Here is a 15433-nt window from a genome sequence, read left to right on the forward strand (position 1 = left end):
GCGTTACTGGAGGCTTTGCGTCAGTGCACCGGAAGCCTCGTCCTGGCGGAACCGGCGCACGCGCAGGAAGGTGATGAAATTCGAATCGTGCTGGCTTGCGGCGCCGCCGTCCGGATCGTCGAACGCGACGCGCAGCACGGCGATGATGTCGTTGCCGTCGAATTGCCAGTCGGCATACTGGAAGCCGTGCCGTTTCATGTCGGCATGCTGCAGGAGTACGCGCCGCGCGCTCCACTGGCGCAGATCCGGCGACGACAGCAGCACCAGCATGTTCCGCACGCGCTCGAGGTTCACTCGGCCGACGCGCTTCGGCACCGCATTCGTGATCGTCCAGTACTGCTTGGACGTCGTATCGAAGCGAATCGTGAACTTCTTTCCGCCGCCGGGCAAGTCGACGAAATCGCGTGCCGGATCGAACGACAGCGTGCGGCCGTCATCAGCCGTTGCAACCAGCGCAGCCTTTTCCGGGCCGTTGTCGGTGTTCACGCGCAGCATGATCGCAGGCGCTGCGTCTTGCCTGCCGACCGCATTGCCTTCTTCCCACGACTGAAACCTGCCGCCAAGCCAGCGCCTGTCCGACGGCAGGTGCGCGGACACGCGCCAGTTCCGGGTGTCGAGCAGGTCGCGATCGACCGGCGCGGACATCACCAGCGCACGCAGGTCGCCGTCTTCCACACTTTCATACGCGCGCCACACGCGGCCGCGGTCGACGAGCACCGGCACCGGCCCCGTGATGAAGCGTCCCGGATAAGGGAACAGCCCGGTCGATGTATCCACTGGCGTGGTCCACGATGCGCCGCCGTCATCGGAGCGGCGGATCAACGGCGTGCCCATCGAGCGGTTGGTGCCCATCAGATACAACGAACCATTGACCACGAACAGCGACGACCAGTACTGGTCCTGCACGTCGCCGAGCCTGGACCACGTTGCTCCCTTGTCGTGCGACGTGAAGATGTGTACGCGGTTTTGCGCGGCCGCGGCGCCGAACGTGTCGAAGCTCGCGACATAGTCGCCGTTCGGCAGCACGGCCAGCGATGGCGAGCCGAGATAAATCCGCGTGGCGGCCCGGCTGTGCGCAATCACGTCGCCGGGGGGCGGCGGTACGGGTTGCGCCGGTGCCGCCGCCGCGGTGCAGCTCGCGCACAGCAGCGCGATCAGCGACCGCTTTACTGCGAGCAATGTCGGCGCATGTCGGCGTGATGTCATGTCGGTTGCGCGAGCGGCTTGCCGCCGGAAACCTCCGGCATTCGACGGGCGGCCGTTCGCCGGTGCGGAGCGTCCTGATTAGCCAGCACGACGAACAGCAGGATGGTGAGCCAGAGCATGCCATAGAGCACGTGGTACTTGAAGAGCAGGATCGGCAGCAGGTAGAGCAGATATTTGCGTCGGCCCCTGCGCCGGAACAGCAGCACGAGCGTCCCGAAGACCGCGACGAAGCCCGCGACGCCCGCCGCGAACACTAGGTAGATATAGAAGGAGCTGTCCCGCACCTGATAGCCACGCAAATGTGTTTTGCCGACGTTGTTGCGCTCGTCCCAGAACAGCCCGCCCCCGAACACGCCGGCGACGACATCGCGCTCGGTCAGCTCGGTCAGCACGAGCGTTCGGCTGCCGACCGCATCGTAATCGACCGACTGGTTTACCCGCTGGTCGTAGACGCCGTAGAGCCACGGCACGCATGCGACGGCGACCGCGACGACGGCGATCCTCGTGCGCAGGCGGCCGCGCGCCGAAAGTACGTGCAGCGCGCACAGCACCGCGCACACTGCCATCGACGCGACCGAGAAGCTAAGCAGCGCGGTGGCGAAGCCGATGACGGGCGCAAGCGTAATGCGCCGCTGCGACAGCAGCAGGATCACCGAAGAGGGGACGACCGTCATCGCATAGAACGACGGTTCCGAATACAACCCCAGCGCGCGGATCGAGATCAGACTGTCGGTCAGCGCCTTGGTCGCGTAGAGCGCCTCGGAATCGGCTTCACGCACGTAGCTGTCGAAATCGATGAAGGTGCCGGTTCCGAGGTAGTAGGCGAGCTGGAACGTGAAGAAGGCGGCGTGCACGTAAATGAGCGTCTTGCAGGCGGTATCGAGCGATTCGCGCGTGAGCACGCCGCCCGCGAACATCCAGTAGCTCAGCGCGATATACGTCTGGATCAGCACGAACTTGATGAAGAAGTTCACGTAGAAGTCACCGAATGCTGACAGGACGAACGCGAGGCAGGTGCTGACCAGCCAATACGTGCAGACCGGAAGCAAATATCGCTGCCGGTTCATCAGCGTCGGGGCGCGCAGAAACGCAAGTGCGCAGAGCAGGAAATACGCGGCAAAGGTGGCCCGCACGCTGAATGCGTTGAGCGAGAAGAACAGTACGCTGACTGAGAAGAGCAAGGTCGACATGCGTGCGCCCGATCGGAGACTCCGGATTCGCTGCGCGCTGGCCGTTCCGGCGCCGCGCGGCGGGATGCGGTGCGACACGGGGCAAGATGCCTGCCGGGCAGGACGGGCTTGCGCGCCGGTTCGCACGCGGAATGCGCGGCCTTCTTCGTGACGAAGCGATTCCGGCGCTCAAGGATAGGCGGTCAGGCCGTCGCGCGAGCCGGGGTGTCCGATCCTGCCGGTATTCTGTCTTTTTTCGGCGAGGCCGGTGCAACGAAGGTGAGCGCCGCCGCCGCTCGCTCGGCGTCGGGCAACCCCCGGACGGCTGCGGCGGGATCGTCAAGGCCGCAGCGTGAATCGCCCGCACAAAAACGGCGAATACCACTCGATCGCCGCCTGAATCGGCGCATGCCGGCCGTAAGCCACGGCCGACACGACGAGCAGCGACCCGGCAGCGAGCGCGCGATACCGGGCCTCGACGCGCGGCATGCCGTGCCGCCGCGCGAACGCCAGTGCGACCGCCGAGCCGACGAACCAGCCCGCGACGACTTCCGACGGCGTATGCGCGTCGTCGAACACACGCGCGACGCCGATCAGCGCGCCGAGCGCGAGTCCGGCCAGCAAAGGCGTGCCTGCCCGCAGCGGTGCGCCGCTCAGCACCAGCACGCATGTCATCGGCCAGACCGCCGACGCGAGCATCGTGTGTCCGCTGATCACGCGGAAATCGATGGCCTCGATCCGGACCCCGCAACCGGCGTAAAGTATCTTCGTGACACCGACGAGCGCCATGCCGGCCGCGAGCAGCAGCGCCCATGACACTGCCTGACGTCGCCCGGTCGTCGACCACGCGAGTCAGGCGATGCACCAGAGCGCAAGCGGCAACGTCATCGCCGCGTCGCCGAGATCGCTGACGGCCGTCCACGCGACCGGCTGCGCAGCGCCCACGCGGTCAGGCGACCATCAGCGCCGGCATGCGCGCGGCGAGATAGCTTTCGAAATCCGCAGCGACTTCCGGATGCCGCAACGCGAACTCGACTGTTGCCTTCAGATAGCCGAGCTTGCTGCCGCAATCGAAGCGCGTGCCGTCGTAGCGATGGGCGAGCACCTGCTCGTCCGACAGCAGCGACTGGATCGCGTCGGTGAGCTGCAGTTCGCCGCCCGCGCCCGGCCGCAGCGCGCGCAAATGCTCGAACACCTTCGGCTTCAGCACGTAGCGGCCGACCACGCCGAAATTCGACGGCGCGTTCGCCGGATCCGGCTTCTCGACGATCCCGGATAGCTTGAACAGGTTGTCGTCCCACCGCTTGCCGTCGATCACGCCGTACGACTTCGACGCGTCGGGCGCAATCTCCTCCACGCCGATCACTGACGCGTGGTAATGATCGAACACATCGATCATCTGGCGCAGCACGGGCGTCGGGCCGTCCAGCAGATCGTCGGCGAGGATCACCGCAAACGGCTGGTCGCCGACCAGCTTCTCCGCGCACAGCACCGCATGACCGAGCCCCAGCGCTTCGGCCTGGCGCACGTAGAAGCAGTCGACGTGGCTCGGCTTGATGCCGCGCACCAGCGAAAGCAGCTTTTCCTTGCCCCGCGCCTCGAGCTCGGCTTCGATCTCGTAGGACTTGTCGAAGTGGTCTTCGATCGCGCGCTTGCTGCGGCCGGTCACGAAAATCATTTCAGTGATGCCGGCGTCGATTGCTTCCTCGACCGCGTATTGAATCAGCGGCTTGTCCACGACCGGCAGCATTTCTTTGGGGCTGGCCTTGGTCGCCGGCAAAAATCGCGTGCCAAGACCGGCGACGGGAAATACGGCTTTCGTCACTTTCAACATGATTTCGGGATTCCATCCGTTCAGGATCCGGCATCGTGAATGCCGAGGAAGGCGGCGATGCGCGCAAGGCAGTCATCGTTCGCCGGTGGCGGGCCGCTCGCGCAAATGAACTCCGCGCCGTCCGAAAATCGTATGGGCGTTCCCGATCCCGATGGTGACCGAATCTAGTCCGAATCCGACAGCGACGAATCCCGAATTTCCAATCGCCAATCGCCAATCGCCGATCGCGAATGGCAACCGCCGAATTTACGGATGTCGGATGCCATCTAGGAATTGGCGGCACGAAGGTGATTGCATGACATAGATTCAGGCATCCATTACCGGACGGCCAATCACGGCGCCGCGCTCGCGGGCCGCAGGACGCCGTCGGCTCAGGAGCGATCATGACCGGACAGGGCGACATCTTCGATGCAATCGCGCAATTCAATCGCGCGTATCTCGCACTTGCGCAGCGCATGTTGCGTACCGACTACGAGCAGGGCAGGCGCCAATTGGGCATCTCTGACGAAATTGCGGCATCGATTGTCGCGTTGACGCCGGTTCAAATCGACGAACTTGCGGCCAGTGGCGAACTGGTGTGTGAATTTCGCGCAGAAAACGCGCCGGGCCGCGCATGACGGGCTTTCCGGTTTTCCCGAATGGGCGTTCGACTCACGGCCCTCAAGCGGATTGCATCATGGCGATCCCGCGTCCATTCGGTCTTTTATCACGCCATGTAAATGTGGAGGAATCGCATGTCCGGTTATCGCGAATTGAAGGCGCAAGCCGATGAACTGATGAAGCGTGTCGAGGAAGCGCGGCTTGCCGAGCTCGACGCCGTCATTCAGGAGATTCGCACGCGTATCGCGGAATACGGGCTGACCGCCGGCCAGATCTTCGGCCGCCACGCAGGCGCCGCGAGAACGGCGCCGCGCGGGAGCGGATCGGCGCCCCGGTATCGCGATCCGAAGACCGGCGCGACATGGAGCGGGCGAGGGCGCGAGCCGCGCTGGATCAAGGGTGGACGCCGTGAGCGGTTTCTGATCGAGCGCAATCCCGATTGAACGCGCGGCGGCGCGGCGAAAACCGGCGTTCCCGGGCCGCAAACGGGCGCGAGACCCGGCGCTCGCGCCGCCGGATCATCGACGCGCGCGCCGCCGCTCCCGCCGCGCGGCCCGCTCCAGCAGCGCCACGAACGCCGCTTCATCCGCGCGCAGCCCCCTCGGCTTGCGGACGACCTCGAGCGTATCGAGTTCCCCGGCCTCGAACGTTTCAAGCACCAGCGGATGGATATAGCAGCGCCGGCATACGGCCGGCGTGTTGCGCAGGATGTCGGCAACGGCCCGCACCGTTTCGACGATCTGCTTGCGCGCGTGCGTGACGCCCTGATGCGGAATCCGCCTCAATAGCGCCAGCGCCTGTACGCTGCCCGCCCACGTCCGGTAATCCTTCGCGGTGAACTCCGCGCCCGCTGCGTCGCGCAGGTAGTCGTTGACGTCGGATGAGCCGACGGAATGACGCGCACCGTCGTCGTCCAGATACTGAAAGAGCTCGTGGCCCGGCAACTCCGCGCAACGCCGCACGATGCGGCCGACGCGCGGGTCCTCGACGGTCACGTCGTGTTCGATCCCGCTCTTGCCGGTGAAACGCAGCCGCACTTGCCCCGGGCGGATCGTCACGTGGCGCTTGCGCAGCGTCGTCAGTCCGTACGACGCGTTCTCGCGCGCGTACTCGGCGTTGCCGATTCGCGCCAGCGTCGTGTCGAGCAGCCGGACGATCGTCGCGACGATCTTGTCGCGCGGCATCCCGGGCAGCGCCAGGTCCCGCGCGACCCGTGCGCGGATGCGCGGCAGCGCGCGCGCGAAGGCCGCCATCCGCGCGTATTTGTTCGCATCGCGCGTCTCGCGCCACAGCGGGTGGTAGCGATACTGCTTGCGCCCGCGCGCATCGCGGCCCGTCGCCTGCAAATGGCCGCGCGCGTCCATGCAGATCCACACGTCGGTGTACGCGGGCGGAATCGCGAGCGCGTTGATGCGCGCGATCTCGTCGGCATCGCGGATTCGCACGCCATCCTGCGTGTAATACGCGAAGCCGTTGCGCAGCCGGCGGCGCGTGTACCCGGGGCGCCGGTCGTCGACATGGCGCAGCGACGCGGCAACCGCACACGCGTTCGCCGGCGCCGTAAGCGACGCGCGTTTGTTCATGCTGCGCCGCGCCAGGCGGGCGGGTGGTCAGGATGCTGGATGCTGCGTTCAAACGCGGCGTTCATCGTCGTTCTCCTTGTTGGCGGCAGTTCGCCGCGATGCACGAGCGGGCGCTGGCGAGGCGGGAGCAAGATTCGTGCGCCGCCGACCGGCTCCGCGGCGAGGCGCGCCGGACGCGGCGAAACACGACGGGACAACGTGCGGCCCTGCACGGCGCGCCGCGCGCCCGAGCGCCGCGGGGACTTAGGTGTTTATACGTATGCCGATACCGATATCGCTGGAATCCAAGATTTCATTGGAAGGTTATCGGACTTGTTCATAGACTGATCCGGGGGTACATCTCTGGCCGGCCGCACGCGCGGGGCCGCTGCGCCCCGAACCGCGTCCGCGCCATGCAGAACCACAACAGCACGGCATCGCGCCAGGCCGGCGCCGCGGCATACAACGACACCATCGGAGACGAACCATGACATTCCTCAGGAAGCTGGCGGCCGGCGCGATCGTCGCGGCGGCGACGGCGCTGGCCACCGGCGCGCACGCGCAGCAAAAGCCGATCACGCTCGGGTTCTCGCAGGTCGGCGCGGAAAGCGCGTGGCGCACGGCGAACACCGTGTCGGTGAAGAGCGCGGCGAAGGACGCCGGCATCAACCTGAAATTCTCGGATGCGCAGCAGAAGCAGGAAAACCAGATTCGCGCGATTCGCTCGTTCATCGCGCAGAAGGTCGACGTGATCGCGTTTTCACCGGTGGTCGAGTCGGGCTGGGAGCCGGTGCTGACCGAAGCGAAGGCGGCCCACATCCCGGTGATCCTGACCGACCGCGGCGTCGACGTGAAGGATCCGTCGCTGTACGTGACGATGATCGGCTCCGACTTTCTCGAGGAAGGGCGGCGCGCCGGACACTGGCTGGAAGAGCGCTACAAGAACGACGCCGGCCCGATCAACATCGTCGAGTTGCAGGGCACGGTCGGCTCCGCGCCGGCCAACGACCGCCGCGCGGGCCTGCTCGAAGTGATCAAGAACAATCCGAAGTTCAAGGTGATCGCATCGCAAAGCGGCGACTTCACGCTCGCTGGCGGCAAGCAGGTGATGGAAGCGTTCGCGAAAACCTACGGCAAGCAGATCAACGTCGTCTATGCACACAACGACGACATGGCGCTCGGTGCGATCCAGGCGATGGAGGAGGCCGGCATCAAGCCCGGCAAGGACGTGAGCGTCGTGTCGTTCGATGCGACGAAGGGCGGCTTCCAGGCGATGGTCGCCGGCAAGATCAATGTCGACGTCGAATGCAGCCCGCTCCTCGGCCCGCAACTGATGACCGCGGTGAAGGACGTGGTCGCCGGCAAGCAGTTGCCGAAGCGGATCGTCACGAACGAAACGGTGTTCCCGATGAACGTCGCGGCGCAGGTGCTGCCGACCCGCAAGTACTGAGCACCGTCGGCGGCCCGGGCGGCGGTGCAATTCCCGCCGTCCGGCAACTCCATCGAATCGAGGGCGACCCATGACGAATTCGCCGGTGGTCGAGATGACCGGCATCGACAAGGCGTTTCCGGGAGTCCGTGCGCTGCAGCGCGTGAACTTCCGGCTGTTTCCGGGCGAGATCCATGCGCTGATGGGCCAGAACGGCGCCGGCAAGTCGACGCTGATCAACGTGCTGACCGGCGTGCATGCGCACGACGCGGGCGAGATTCGCGTCGGCGGCGCGCCGGTGAATTTTGCGGCGCCGCGCGAGGCCGAGGCGGCCGGTATCCAGACGCTGTATCAGGAAGTGAACCTGTGCGCGAACCTGTCGGTCGCGGAGAACATCTTTGCGGGCCGGCAGCCGATGCGGCGCGGCGCGATCGACTGGAAGGCGATCCATGCGCGGGCGCGCGACGCGCTCGCCGAACTCGACCTGTCGCTCGACGTCACGCGCTCGCTCGATTCGTATCCGATCGCGGTGCAGCAGATGGTCGCGATCGCGCGCGCCGTGTCCGTCGATGCGCGCGTGCTGATTCTCGACGAGCCGACGTCGAGCCTCGACGACGGCGAAGTCGCGCGGCTGTTCGACGTGCTGCGCCGGCTGAAGGCGTCGGGCATCGCGATCCTGTTCGTCACGCACTTCCTCGAACAGACTTATGCGGTGTCCGACCGGATCACCGTGATGCGCAACGGCGAGCGCGAAGGCGAGTACCTTGCGCGCGACCTGCCGGTCGACATGCTCGTCGCGAAGATGACCGGCCGCGAGCCGATGTCGGGCACGCTGCGCGCAGGCGCTGCGGCCGTATCGGCCGACGCGGGCGCGGCTGCGCCGTTCCTGTCGATGCAGCAGGTCGGCCGGCGCGGGATGATGAGCCCGCTCGACCTCGACGTGCGGCCCGGCGAAATCGTCGGGTTGGCCGGGCTGCTCGGCTCGGGGCGCACGGAAACGGCGCGGCTCGCGTTCGCGGCCGAGCGTACCGACACCGGCACGATCGAGATCGACGGTGCGCGCAAAAGGCTGTCGTCGCCGCACGACGCGGTGCGCAACGGCATCGCGTATTGTCCGGAGGATCGCAAGAAGGAGGGGATCGTTGCCGCGCTGTCGATCCGCGAAAACATCGTTCTTGCGCTGCAAGCGCGGCGCGGCTGGTGGCGGCTGATCAGCCGCGCGCGCCAGCGCGAACTCGCCGAAACCTACATCGCGCGGCTCGGCATCAAGGCGCGCGATGCCGAACAGCCGATCGGGCTGCTGTCGGGAGGCAATCAGCAGAAGGTGCTGCTCGCGCGCTGGCTCGCGACGGAGCCGAAGCTGCTGATCCTCGACGAACCGACGCGCGGGATCGACGTCGCCGCGAAGTTCGACATCATGGAACGCGTGCTCGCGCTGTGCGCGCAGGGGCTCGCAATCCTGTTCATCTCGTCTGAAATCAGCGAGGTCGTGCGCGTGAGTCACCGCATCGCGGTGCTGCGCGATCGCCGCAAGGTCGCCGAATTGTCCGGCGCCGACGCCTCGGAGGAACATGTGTACCACCTGATCGCGGGAGGCCGCTCATGATGCGGCTCCGTACGCTGCTTCGCCATCCGCTCGTGTGGCCGGTGCTGACGCTCGCGCTGCTGTTCGCGCTCGACGTTGCGCACCGGCCGGGCTTCCTGTCGATCTTGCTGCTCGACGGGCATCTGTTCGGCGCCCCGATCGACATCCTGAACCGCGCGGCGCCGCTCGTGATCGTGTCGCTCGGGATGACGCTCGTGATCGCGACGCGCGGGATCGACATCTCGGTCGGCGCGATCGTCGCGATCGCGGGTGCGGCCGCGGCGATCGTGCTCGACGGCGATCCGACGCGGCTCGGCGCGGCGCTCGCCGCCGCGCTCGGGGTCGGCCTGCTCGCGGGCGCGTGGAACGGCGTGCTGGTCGCGTTCGTCGGCATGCAGCCGATCATCGCGACGCTGATCCTGATGGTCGCCGGACGCGGCATCGCGCAACTGCTTACCGGCGGGCAGATCATTCCGATCGGCGCGCCCGGCTACCTCGAACTCGGCGGCGGCTATCTCGCGGCCGTGCCGTGCGCAGTGTGGATCGCGATCGCGACGATCGCGGCGACCGCGCTGCTCGTGAACCGCACCGCCCTCGGCCTGTTCATCCGCGCGATCGGCGTGAACCCGGTTGCGACGCGCCTCGTGGGCTTGCGAGCAGGTGCGGTCGTGTTCGGCGTGTATTTGTGTTCGGGCGTGATGTCGGCGCTCGCCGGCGTTCTCGCGAGCTCGAACGTGCGCAGCGCGGACGGCAACAACGCGGGGCTGCTGCTCGAGCTCGATGCGATCCTCGCGGTGACGCTCGGCGGCACGTCGCTGCTCGGCGGGCGCTTCAGCCTTGCAGGCTCCGTGCTCGGCGCGCTGATCATTCAGACGCTCACGTACACGACGTATTCGATCGGCGTGCCGCCGGAGGCGACGCTCGTCGTGAAGGCGATCGTCGTGATCGTCGTGACGCTGATCCAGTCGGACGCGGCGCGCGCGCTGGTGGTCCGGCACGCGTCGCGGCTGCTGCCTTTCGCGCGTTCGCGCGCCGCCACCGGAGCAACGCCGCGATGAACCGATTCCTCGCACGGCTTGCCGACCCGCGCACGCTGCCGATCGTCGTGACGATCGTGCTGTTCGCCGCTTTGTTCGGCTTCGGATCCGTGATGTACACGGGGTTTTTCTCGATGCAGGTGCTGACCGGTTTGCTCGTCGACAACGCGTTCCTGCTGATCGTCGCGATCGGGATGACGTTCGTGATCGTGTCGGGCGGCATCGATCTGTCGGTCGGATCGGTCGTTGCGCTGACAACGATCCTGTGCGCGATCGGCGCCGAGCGGCTGCACTGGCCGGTGTGGGCGATCGTGCCGGTCGTGCTCGTGCTCGGCGCGCTATACGGCGCCGCAATGGGCGCGCTGATCCATTACTTCAGGCTGCAACCGTTCATCGTCACGCTGGCCGGGATGTTCCTCGCGCGCGGTGCATGCTTCCTGATCACGACGCAATCGATCACGATCAACGAGCCGACGTTCCATGCGCTTGCAGGCATCAGCGTGCCGCTCGGCGGCGGCACGCTGAGCGCAGGCGCGCTGATCGCGCTCGCGACGCTGGCCGCTGCCATCTACGTCGCGCATTTCACGCGCTTCGGCCGCAACGTGTACGCGGTCGGCGGCAACGAGCGCTCGGCGCTGCTGATGGGGCTGCCGGTCGCGCGCACGAAAGTGGGCGTGTATGCGCTGAGCGGCTTCTGTTCGGCGTTGGGCGGCGTGGTATTTACGTTGTACGTGCTGTCCGGTTACGGGTTGCAGGCGCAGGGAATGGAGCTTGACGCGATCGCCGCGACCGTGATCGGCGGCACGCTGCTGACCGGCGGCGTCGGTTATGTCATCGGCTCGGTGTTCGGCGTCGGCATCCTGGGCACGATCCAGGTGCTGATCACGTTCGACGGCACGCTGAGCTCGTGGTGGACGCGCATCGTGATCGGCGCGCTGCTGTGCGTGTTCTGTCTGCTGCAGCGGGTGATCGAGCGACACGCGGCGCGGCGGCGCAGCGGCGGCACCGGGCTCGATCCGAAACGCGCGAAGCGCGATGCGGCGGACGTGACGCCCGCTGCGCCCGGCGACGATGCGGCGCCGGTGTCGACGACGCGCAGGCTGCTGGGCTTTCAGCGTTCCGCATGAGTGCGCCGCGGGCCGCCGATTGCGCAGGCGGCCGGCACGCTTGCCTGTCGGTTCCTGGTGCTGAATGGATGTGCGTTCGCGGGCGACTGCGCGGCGAATGCGGGCCGCGCGGCGTTGGCGCGCAGGTCGCAATCACACCGGGTCGGCCAAATCCGGTTCTGCATCGAACGACCGATCGGCGATGCCCGTGCGCTTCAGCGATTCGGCGAGCCGCTCGATTGCATGCAGGTCGAGCATGTCGAGGCGTTCGCGCATTGCCTGCACGAACGCTGCATGCCGCGGCGCGTGCGCATGTTGCCCGAGCCATTCCTCGATATCGGTGAGGCGTCCTTCGCTCGCGAGCGCGCCGAGTTCATCGAGCGCGTCGGCGGGCGGGCAGTGCATCGCGAACGCGTCGGGCGCCACGTCGGCATGATCGGCACGCGCGTCGGCTCGCACGAGCGCCGACGCCGGAATCAAAGCACGGCCGATTGCCGGCGCGACGATCTGGACCGTAAACGACGTGCCGATGCCCGGCTGGCTCGATACGGCGAGTTCGCCGTGCATCGCGCGCACGATCCGCTGCGCGATGAACAGCCCGAGCCCCGTGCCGCCGTTGACCGCCTGCACCTGCTGGTACGCGCGGAAGATGTCGGTCGTCTCGTCGATGTCGATGCCGATGCCGGTATCGGATACTTCGAACACGATCCGCCACGCATCGTCGTGCGGATACGCGCCGACCGATAGCGCGACCGTGCCGTCGCGCGTGAACTTCGACGCGTTCGACAACAGATTGAGCAGCACCTGCTGCAGCCGGATCGCATCGATCGACAGCTTGCCCGGCAACGGCGTGAGCGGCCGATAGTCGAACCGGTTGTTCTGCTGCGAACACAGCGCGATCGCGTAGTCGCCGATGTCGTTCAGCAGACCGGGCAGGTCGACCGTATCTGGCGAAATGCCGAGCGGCTGCAGTTCCGCCTTCGTGTATTGCAGCAACTCGTCGATCAACGCGAGCTGGTAGCGGATGCTTCGGTCGATCGAGCGGATCAGCCGCGCCTGGCCTTGCGTGGCGCTTTGCAACAGCAACTTCGCGTAGCCGTTGATCGTCGACAACGGCGCGCGCAGATCGTGGCTCACGTAGCCGAGCGTCTCGATCTTCTGCTGCATGTGCGTTTTCGCCTGTTGCAGCGCGTCGTTGAGCGCGACCGTGCGCTTGGCGACCTCGTCGCGAAGGCGATCCTGCTCGGTGAGTTGCCAGTGTTCGAGGCGCTTGCGCGCTTCGGTGCGTTGGCGGCCGACGTGGTGGATCCATGCGGCAAGCACGACCAGGTGCGTGGCGAGGCCGACGATCGCAATCACCGGGTTCGGGTAAATCTCGGATTTCAGCCAGAACAGCCAAGGCGGAACCGCACTCAGGCCGTCGAGGATGCGCATCAGCAAATTGAAGGCGCCGAACGCGACGGCGATCAGCATCACGCGGCCGGTCGGCGTCCTGCGGATCGCAAGCGTTAGCGCGATGCCGAGATTGACGACGGCGAGCACGGCGTTCAGCCGCACGCAGAACCACGTAAACGTCAGCAGATCGCCGAATGCGGCTCCGAACATGCCGACGCATTCGAGGCCCAGGATCGTCAGATAGACCGCGCGTAGCGGCAGCCGGGCCTTTTCGCGACGAGATACCGTGAGGATGAAGACGATGAACAACGCGATCGCGAGGTACACGAAGATCACCTCGCCGCGTGCGGACCATTCGCGCTCGCCAGGCCAAAGGATCAACGTCGTATAGCCGCGATACGCCGCCTCGAACAGCGTCGTGCACAATGCGATGCCGGCCAGGATGTGAAATACGCTGCTGCGCGAGAAGAAGCCGATCAGCATTGCGCACCACATGAGCGCCAGCATGCCGCCGAGAAACCCGAAGTCCCACATCGCCGCGTGCATTTCCTCGGCGTCCCACGCGTCGCGCGTGAAGGCGGCGGGCGCGAGCCGCATTTCCTTGCGCGACGTGACGCGGATCAATACCGGCAATTGCTCGCTGGGGCGCAACGTCGCATCGAGCACCGGGTATCGCGAATGCCGCCGGATCGCGCCGTCTCCGTCGCCGGGGAAACGGCCGACGAACGTCCACGTGCCGCCGCGGTACGCATAGAAGTCGGCGCGGTCGACGCGCGCGTCGCGCAATGCCAGAACCAGATCGCGGGCGACGCCGCCGCGGTTGACGAGCGTCGTGCCGACCCACCATGCCGAGCGCGAGAAATCGATATTGAACGATGGCTGCGCCGGCGCGCTCGCGCGGTGCCGAGGGTCCGCAAGCCGCGCGGCCGCCTGATCGGCGGACAGCGTGTGGCCCGGATCCTCGATCAACGCGGCTGCGTCGACACGCGCAGGGTTTTCGCTCGCGTGTGCGCGGTGCACGCCGAATGCGGCAATCAGCGCGAGCACGACCAGCAGTGCGGCATGCCACGCCGATGGGCGCCGCCTATGCATCGTGCGGCCGATCGTGCGACGCGGGCTGGACATCGATCGCGGGACGCTGGCGCCGCCAGTCCGACGGCGTGATGCCGAACCGCTCGCGAAACGCGGTTGCGAAGTTGCCCGGCGTCGAAAAGCCGATTTCCTCGGCGATGTCGCCGATCCCCATCGACGTTTCCGCGAGGAAGTGCTTTGCGGCGCGCAGCCGCGTATCGCGCAGGTACTCGAATACGGTCTGGCCGAGATGGTCGCGGAACACGCGTGACAGCTTTTTTTCGTGCGTGCCGACTTGCCGTGCGAGTTCTTCCAGCGTCGGCGGATTGCGCAGTTCGCGCAGCAGGACTTCGCTTGCCGCGCGCACGAGCGCGGCATCGGGATGGTCGGGCAATTGCGGAAGCTGTGTGAACGGCTGGCTGCGCCGCGCGCGCTTCAGGTGATTACGGATTCGCGCGATGACCTCGACCGGCTCGAACGGCTTCACGATGTAGTCGAGTGCGCCGGTTTCGAGCCCGGCGATGCGATCGTCGAGATCGCTCGCGGCGGTCAGGATGATCACGGGAATGTGCTGCGTCGACGGCGTCGACGCGAGCAGCCGGCACGCGGCGAACCCGTCCATGCGCGGCATTCGCACGTCCATCAGGATCAGGTCCGGTGCGATCCCTTGCGCGCGGTGATACGCCTGCAGGCCGTCGAACGCGACGCTGATGCGGCAGCGCGCGGCACGCAGGATCTCCGTCAGGAGCCGCAAGTCGTTCGGGCGGTCGTCCACGACGAGAATGTGTGCGCCAGCGAGATCCGGCGTGGCGCGGAGCGACGCTGGACTGGACGAGCGGGATGCCATGGTTGCGAACGCGTAGAGGAGGTAGGCCTGATCGACACCGATGCATCTATGCGCATCATTGTTGCGAAAAATTATATGCCGACACGCCTGCCGACGGCGGGGTGTCCGTGCGGCGCGTGTGGAAATATTTGACAGCCCGATCGGCGTGCCCGGCGCCCGGAAACCCTACGGAAAATAAAGCGGGAAAAAGTGCCGAGTCGAATAAGAAATGTCGGTCGTTATTTCCGGGCGCAATTTCCGCGAACGGCATTGGCCCGCACGATGAATTAGAGCGGAATGTGTCGTGCGGGTGGCGGACCCCGGTGCGCATCGCATTCATCAATTCAATGTCCCCGTACTTAAGATTCTATTTATTCGATCTTAAAAATACTTTCATATTCGAGTCGAGCGCCGCGCCGACGTGTATGAATGTAAATATCGTCTGCCCGGGAAAACATTTTGTCCGCCCGGGAAAAGATTTGATCCGATGAATCCCGGCACACTAGGCCCGACACGGCTGGAATCGGTTTTTCAGACAAACCGGGCTCCCCGCGAAATTCATTTGCCGCACTGCCCAGTCTGAATGCGCATATGTTCAATGTGACATTGCGCA

General features: G+C 66.2%; 12 protein-coding genes and 1 pseudogene. 6 read left to right on the forward strand and 7 right to left on the reverse strand.

Annotated elements, in window-relative coordinates:
- Positions 1-3 precede the first annotated feature (3 nt).
- The 4 genes and pseudogenes from WK25_RS18695 to galU form a co-directional block, all read right to left on the reverse strand.
- Entirely contained in the window at positions 4-1206 is a 1203-nt protein-coding gene (locus tag WK25_RS18695; protein WP_069242335.1) for a sialidase family protein, read from the reverse strand.
- A complete protein-coding gene (locus WK25_RS18700) occupies positions 1203-2396 on the reverse strand; it encodes a hypothetical protein (RefSeq protein ID WP_069242336.1) in 1194 nt (397 codons plus the stop codon). Before WK25_RS18700 ends, WK25_RS18695 begins: the two co-directional genes overlap by 4 nt.
- A gap of 318 nt (positions 2397-2714) precedes the next feature.
- A pseudogene (locus WK25_RS18705) lies at positions 2715-3263 on the reverse strand (phosphatase PAP2 family protein).
- Between the two features lie 61 nt (positions 3264-3324).
- A complete protein-coding gene (galU, locus tag WK25_RS18710) occupies positions 3325-4209 on the reverse strand; it encodes a UTP--glucose-1-phosphate uridylyltransferase GalU (protein WP_038571687.1) in 885 nt (294 codons plus the stop codon).
- Positions 4210-4592: 383 nt separating this feature from the next.
- Here galU and WK25_RS18715 point away from each other — a divergent pair, with 383 nt between their 5' ends.
- Positions 4593-4826: a flagellar transcriptional regulator FlhD gene (locus WK25_RS18715; RefSeq protein ID WP_038571689.1), complete on the forward strand. Its 234-nt coding sequence runs from the start codon at positions 4593-4595 to the stop codon at positions 4824-4826.
- A 117-nt stretch (positions 4827-4943) separates the two neighbouring features.
- The gene (locus WK25_RS18720) at positions 4944-5252 is read left to right on the forward strand and encodes an H-NS histone family protein (RefSeq protein ID WP_038571692.1); all 309 of its coding nucleotides are present in this window, start codon (positions 4944-4946) and stop codon (positions 5250-5252) included.
- A 75-nt stretch (positions 5253-5327) separates the two neighbouring features.
- Here WK25_RS18720 and WK25_RS18725 read toward each other — a convergent pair whose 3' ends face one another.
- Positions 5328-6392 carry a DNA topoisomerase IB gene (locus tag WK25_RS18725; protein ID WP_069242338.1) on the reverse strand — a complete coding sequence of 355 codons (1065 nt, stop codon included), beginning with the start codon at positions 6390-6392 and terminating at the stop codon, positions 5328-5330.
- Between the two features lie 466 nt (positions 6393-6858).
- Between WK25_RS18725 and WK25_RS18730 the strand changes: the two genes are divergently transcribed.
- The 4 genes from WK25_RS18730 (at position 6859) to yjfF (ending at position 11549) form a co-directional block, all read left to right on the forward strand.
- Entirely contained in the window at positions 6859-7821 is a 963-nt protein-coding gene (locus WK25_RS18730; RefSeq protein ID WP_038571695.1) for an ABC transporter substrate-binding protein, read from the forward strand.
- Positions 7822-7891: 70 nt separating this feature from the next.
- A complete protein-coding gene (locus tag WK25_RS18735; RefSeq protein ID WP_069242339.1) occupies positions 7892-9406 on the forward strand; it encodes a sugar ABC transporter ATP-binding protein in 1515 nt (504 codons plus the stop codon).
- Positions 9403-10443 (forward strand): ABC transporter permease, encoded by a 1041-nt coding sequence (locus tag WK25_RS18740; protein WP_069242340.1) that lies wholly within the window; start codon positions 9403-9405, stop codon positions 10441-10443. The genes WK25_RS18735 and WK25_RS18740 overlap by 4 nt, the downstream gene beginning before the upstream one ends.
- Positions 10440-11549 carry a galactofuranose ABC transporter, permease protein YjfF gene (yjfF, locus tag WK25_RS18745; protein WP_069242341.1) on the forward strand — a complete coding sequence of 370 codons (1110 nt, stop codon included), beginning with the start codon at positions 10440-10442 and terminating at the stop codon, positions 11547-11549. The genes WK25_RS18740 and yjfF overlap by 4 nt, the downstream gene beginning before the upstream one ends.
- 132 nt (positions 11550-11681) lie before the next feature.
- Here the strand turns inward: yjfF and WK25_RS18750 are convergent, their stop codons facing one another.
- Together WK25_RS18750 and WK25_RS18755 are read right to left on the reverse strand one after the other, a co-directional pair.
- Positions 11682-14015 carry a sensor histidine kinase gene (locus WK25_RS18750; protein ID WP_069242342.1) on the reverse strand — a complete coding sequence of 778 codons (2334 nt, stop codon included), beginning with the start codon at positions 14013-14015 and terminating at the stop codon, positions 11682-11684.
- Complete coding sequence (locus WK25_RS18755) at positions 14008-14841, reverse strand: response regulator (protein ID WP_069242343.1); 834 nt, start codon at positions 14839-14841, stop codon at positions 14008-14010. The genes WK25_RS18750 and WK25_RS18755 overlap by 8 nt, the downstream gene beginning before the upstream one ends.
- Positions 14842-15433: the final 592 nt, after the last annotated feature.

It is taken from the genome of Burkholderia latens, from assembly GCF_001718795.1.
GTDB classification, from domain to species: Bacteria; Pseudomonadota; Gammaproteobacteria; order Burkholderiales; family Burkholderiaceae; genus Burkholderia; species Burkholderia latens_A.

Excerpts from the sequence above, each read along its gene's own strand:
- WK25_RS18695 (WP_069242335.1), bottom strand. The coding sequence starts at position 1,206 with ATGACATCACGCCGACATGCGCCGACATTGCTCGCAGTAAAGCGGTCG.
- WK25_RS18700 (WP_069242336.1), bottom strand. The coding sequence starts at position 2,396 with ATGTCGACCTTGCTCTTCTCAGTCAGCGTACTGTTCTTCTCGCTCAAC.
- galU (WP_038571687.1), bottom strand. The coding sequence starts at position 4,209 with ATGTTGAAAGTGACGAAAGCCGTATTTCCCGTCGCCGGTCTTGGCACG.
- WK25_RS18715 (WP_038571689.1), top strand. The coding sequence starts at position 4,593 with ATGACCGGACAGGGCGACATCTTCGATGCAATCGCGCAATTCAATCGC.
- WK25_RS18720 (WP_038571692.1), top strand. The coding sequence starts at position 4,944 with ATGTCCGGTTATCGCGAATTGAAGGCGCAAGCCGATGAACTGATGAAG.
- WK25_RS18725 (WP_069242338.1), bottom strand. The coding sequence starts at position 6,392 with ATGAACAAACGCGCGTCGCTTACGGCGCCGGCGAACGCGTGTGCGGTT.
- WK25_RS18730 (WP_038571695.1), top strand. The coding sequence starts at position 6,859 with ATGACATTCCTCAGGAAGCTGGCGGCCGGCGCGATCGTCGCGGCGGCG.
- WK25_RS18735 (WP_069242339.1), top strand. The coding sequence starts at position 7,892 with ATGACGAATTCGCCGGTGGTCGAGATGACCGGCATCGACAAGGCGTTT.
- WK25_RS18740 (WP_069242340.1), top strand. The coding sequence starts at position 9,403 with ATGATGCGGCTCCGTACGCTGCTTCGCCATCCGCTCGTGTGGCCGGTG.
- yjfF (WP_069242341.1), top strand. The coding sequence starts at position 10,440 with ATGAACCGATTCCTCGCACGGCTTGCCGACCCGCGCACGCTGCCGATC.
- WK25_RS18750 (WP_069242342.1), bottom strand. The coding sequence starts at position 14,015 with ATGCATAGGCGGCGCCCATCGGCGTGGCATGCCGCACTGCTGGTCGTG.
- WK25_RS18755 (WP_069242343.1), bottom strand. The coding sequence starts at position 14,841 with ATGGCATCCCGCTCGTCCAGTCCAGCGTCGCTCCGCGCCACGCCGGAT.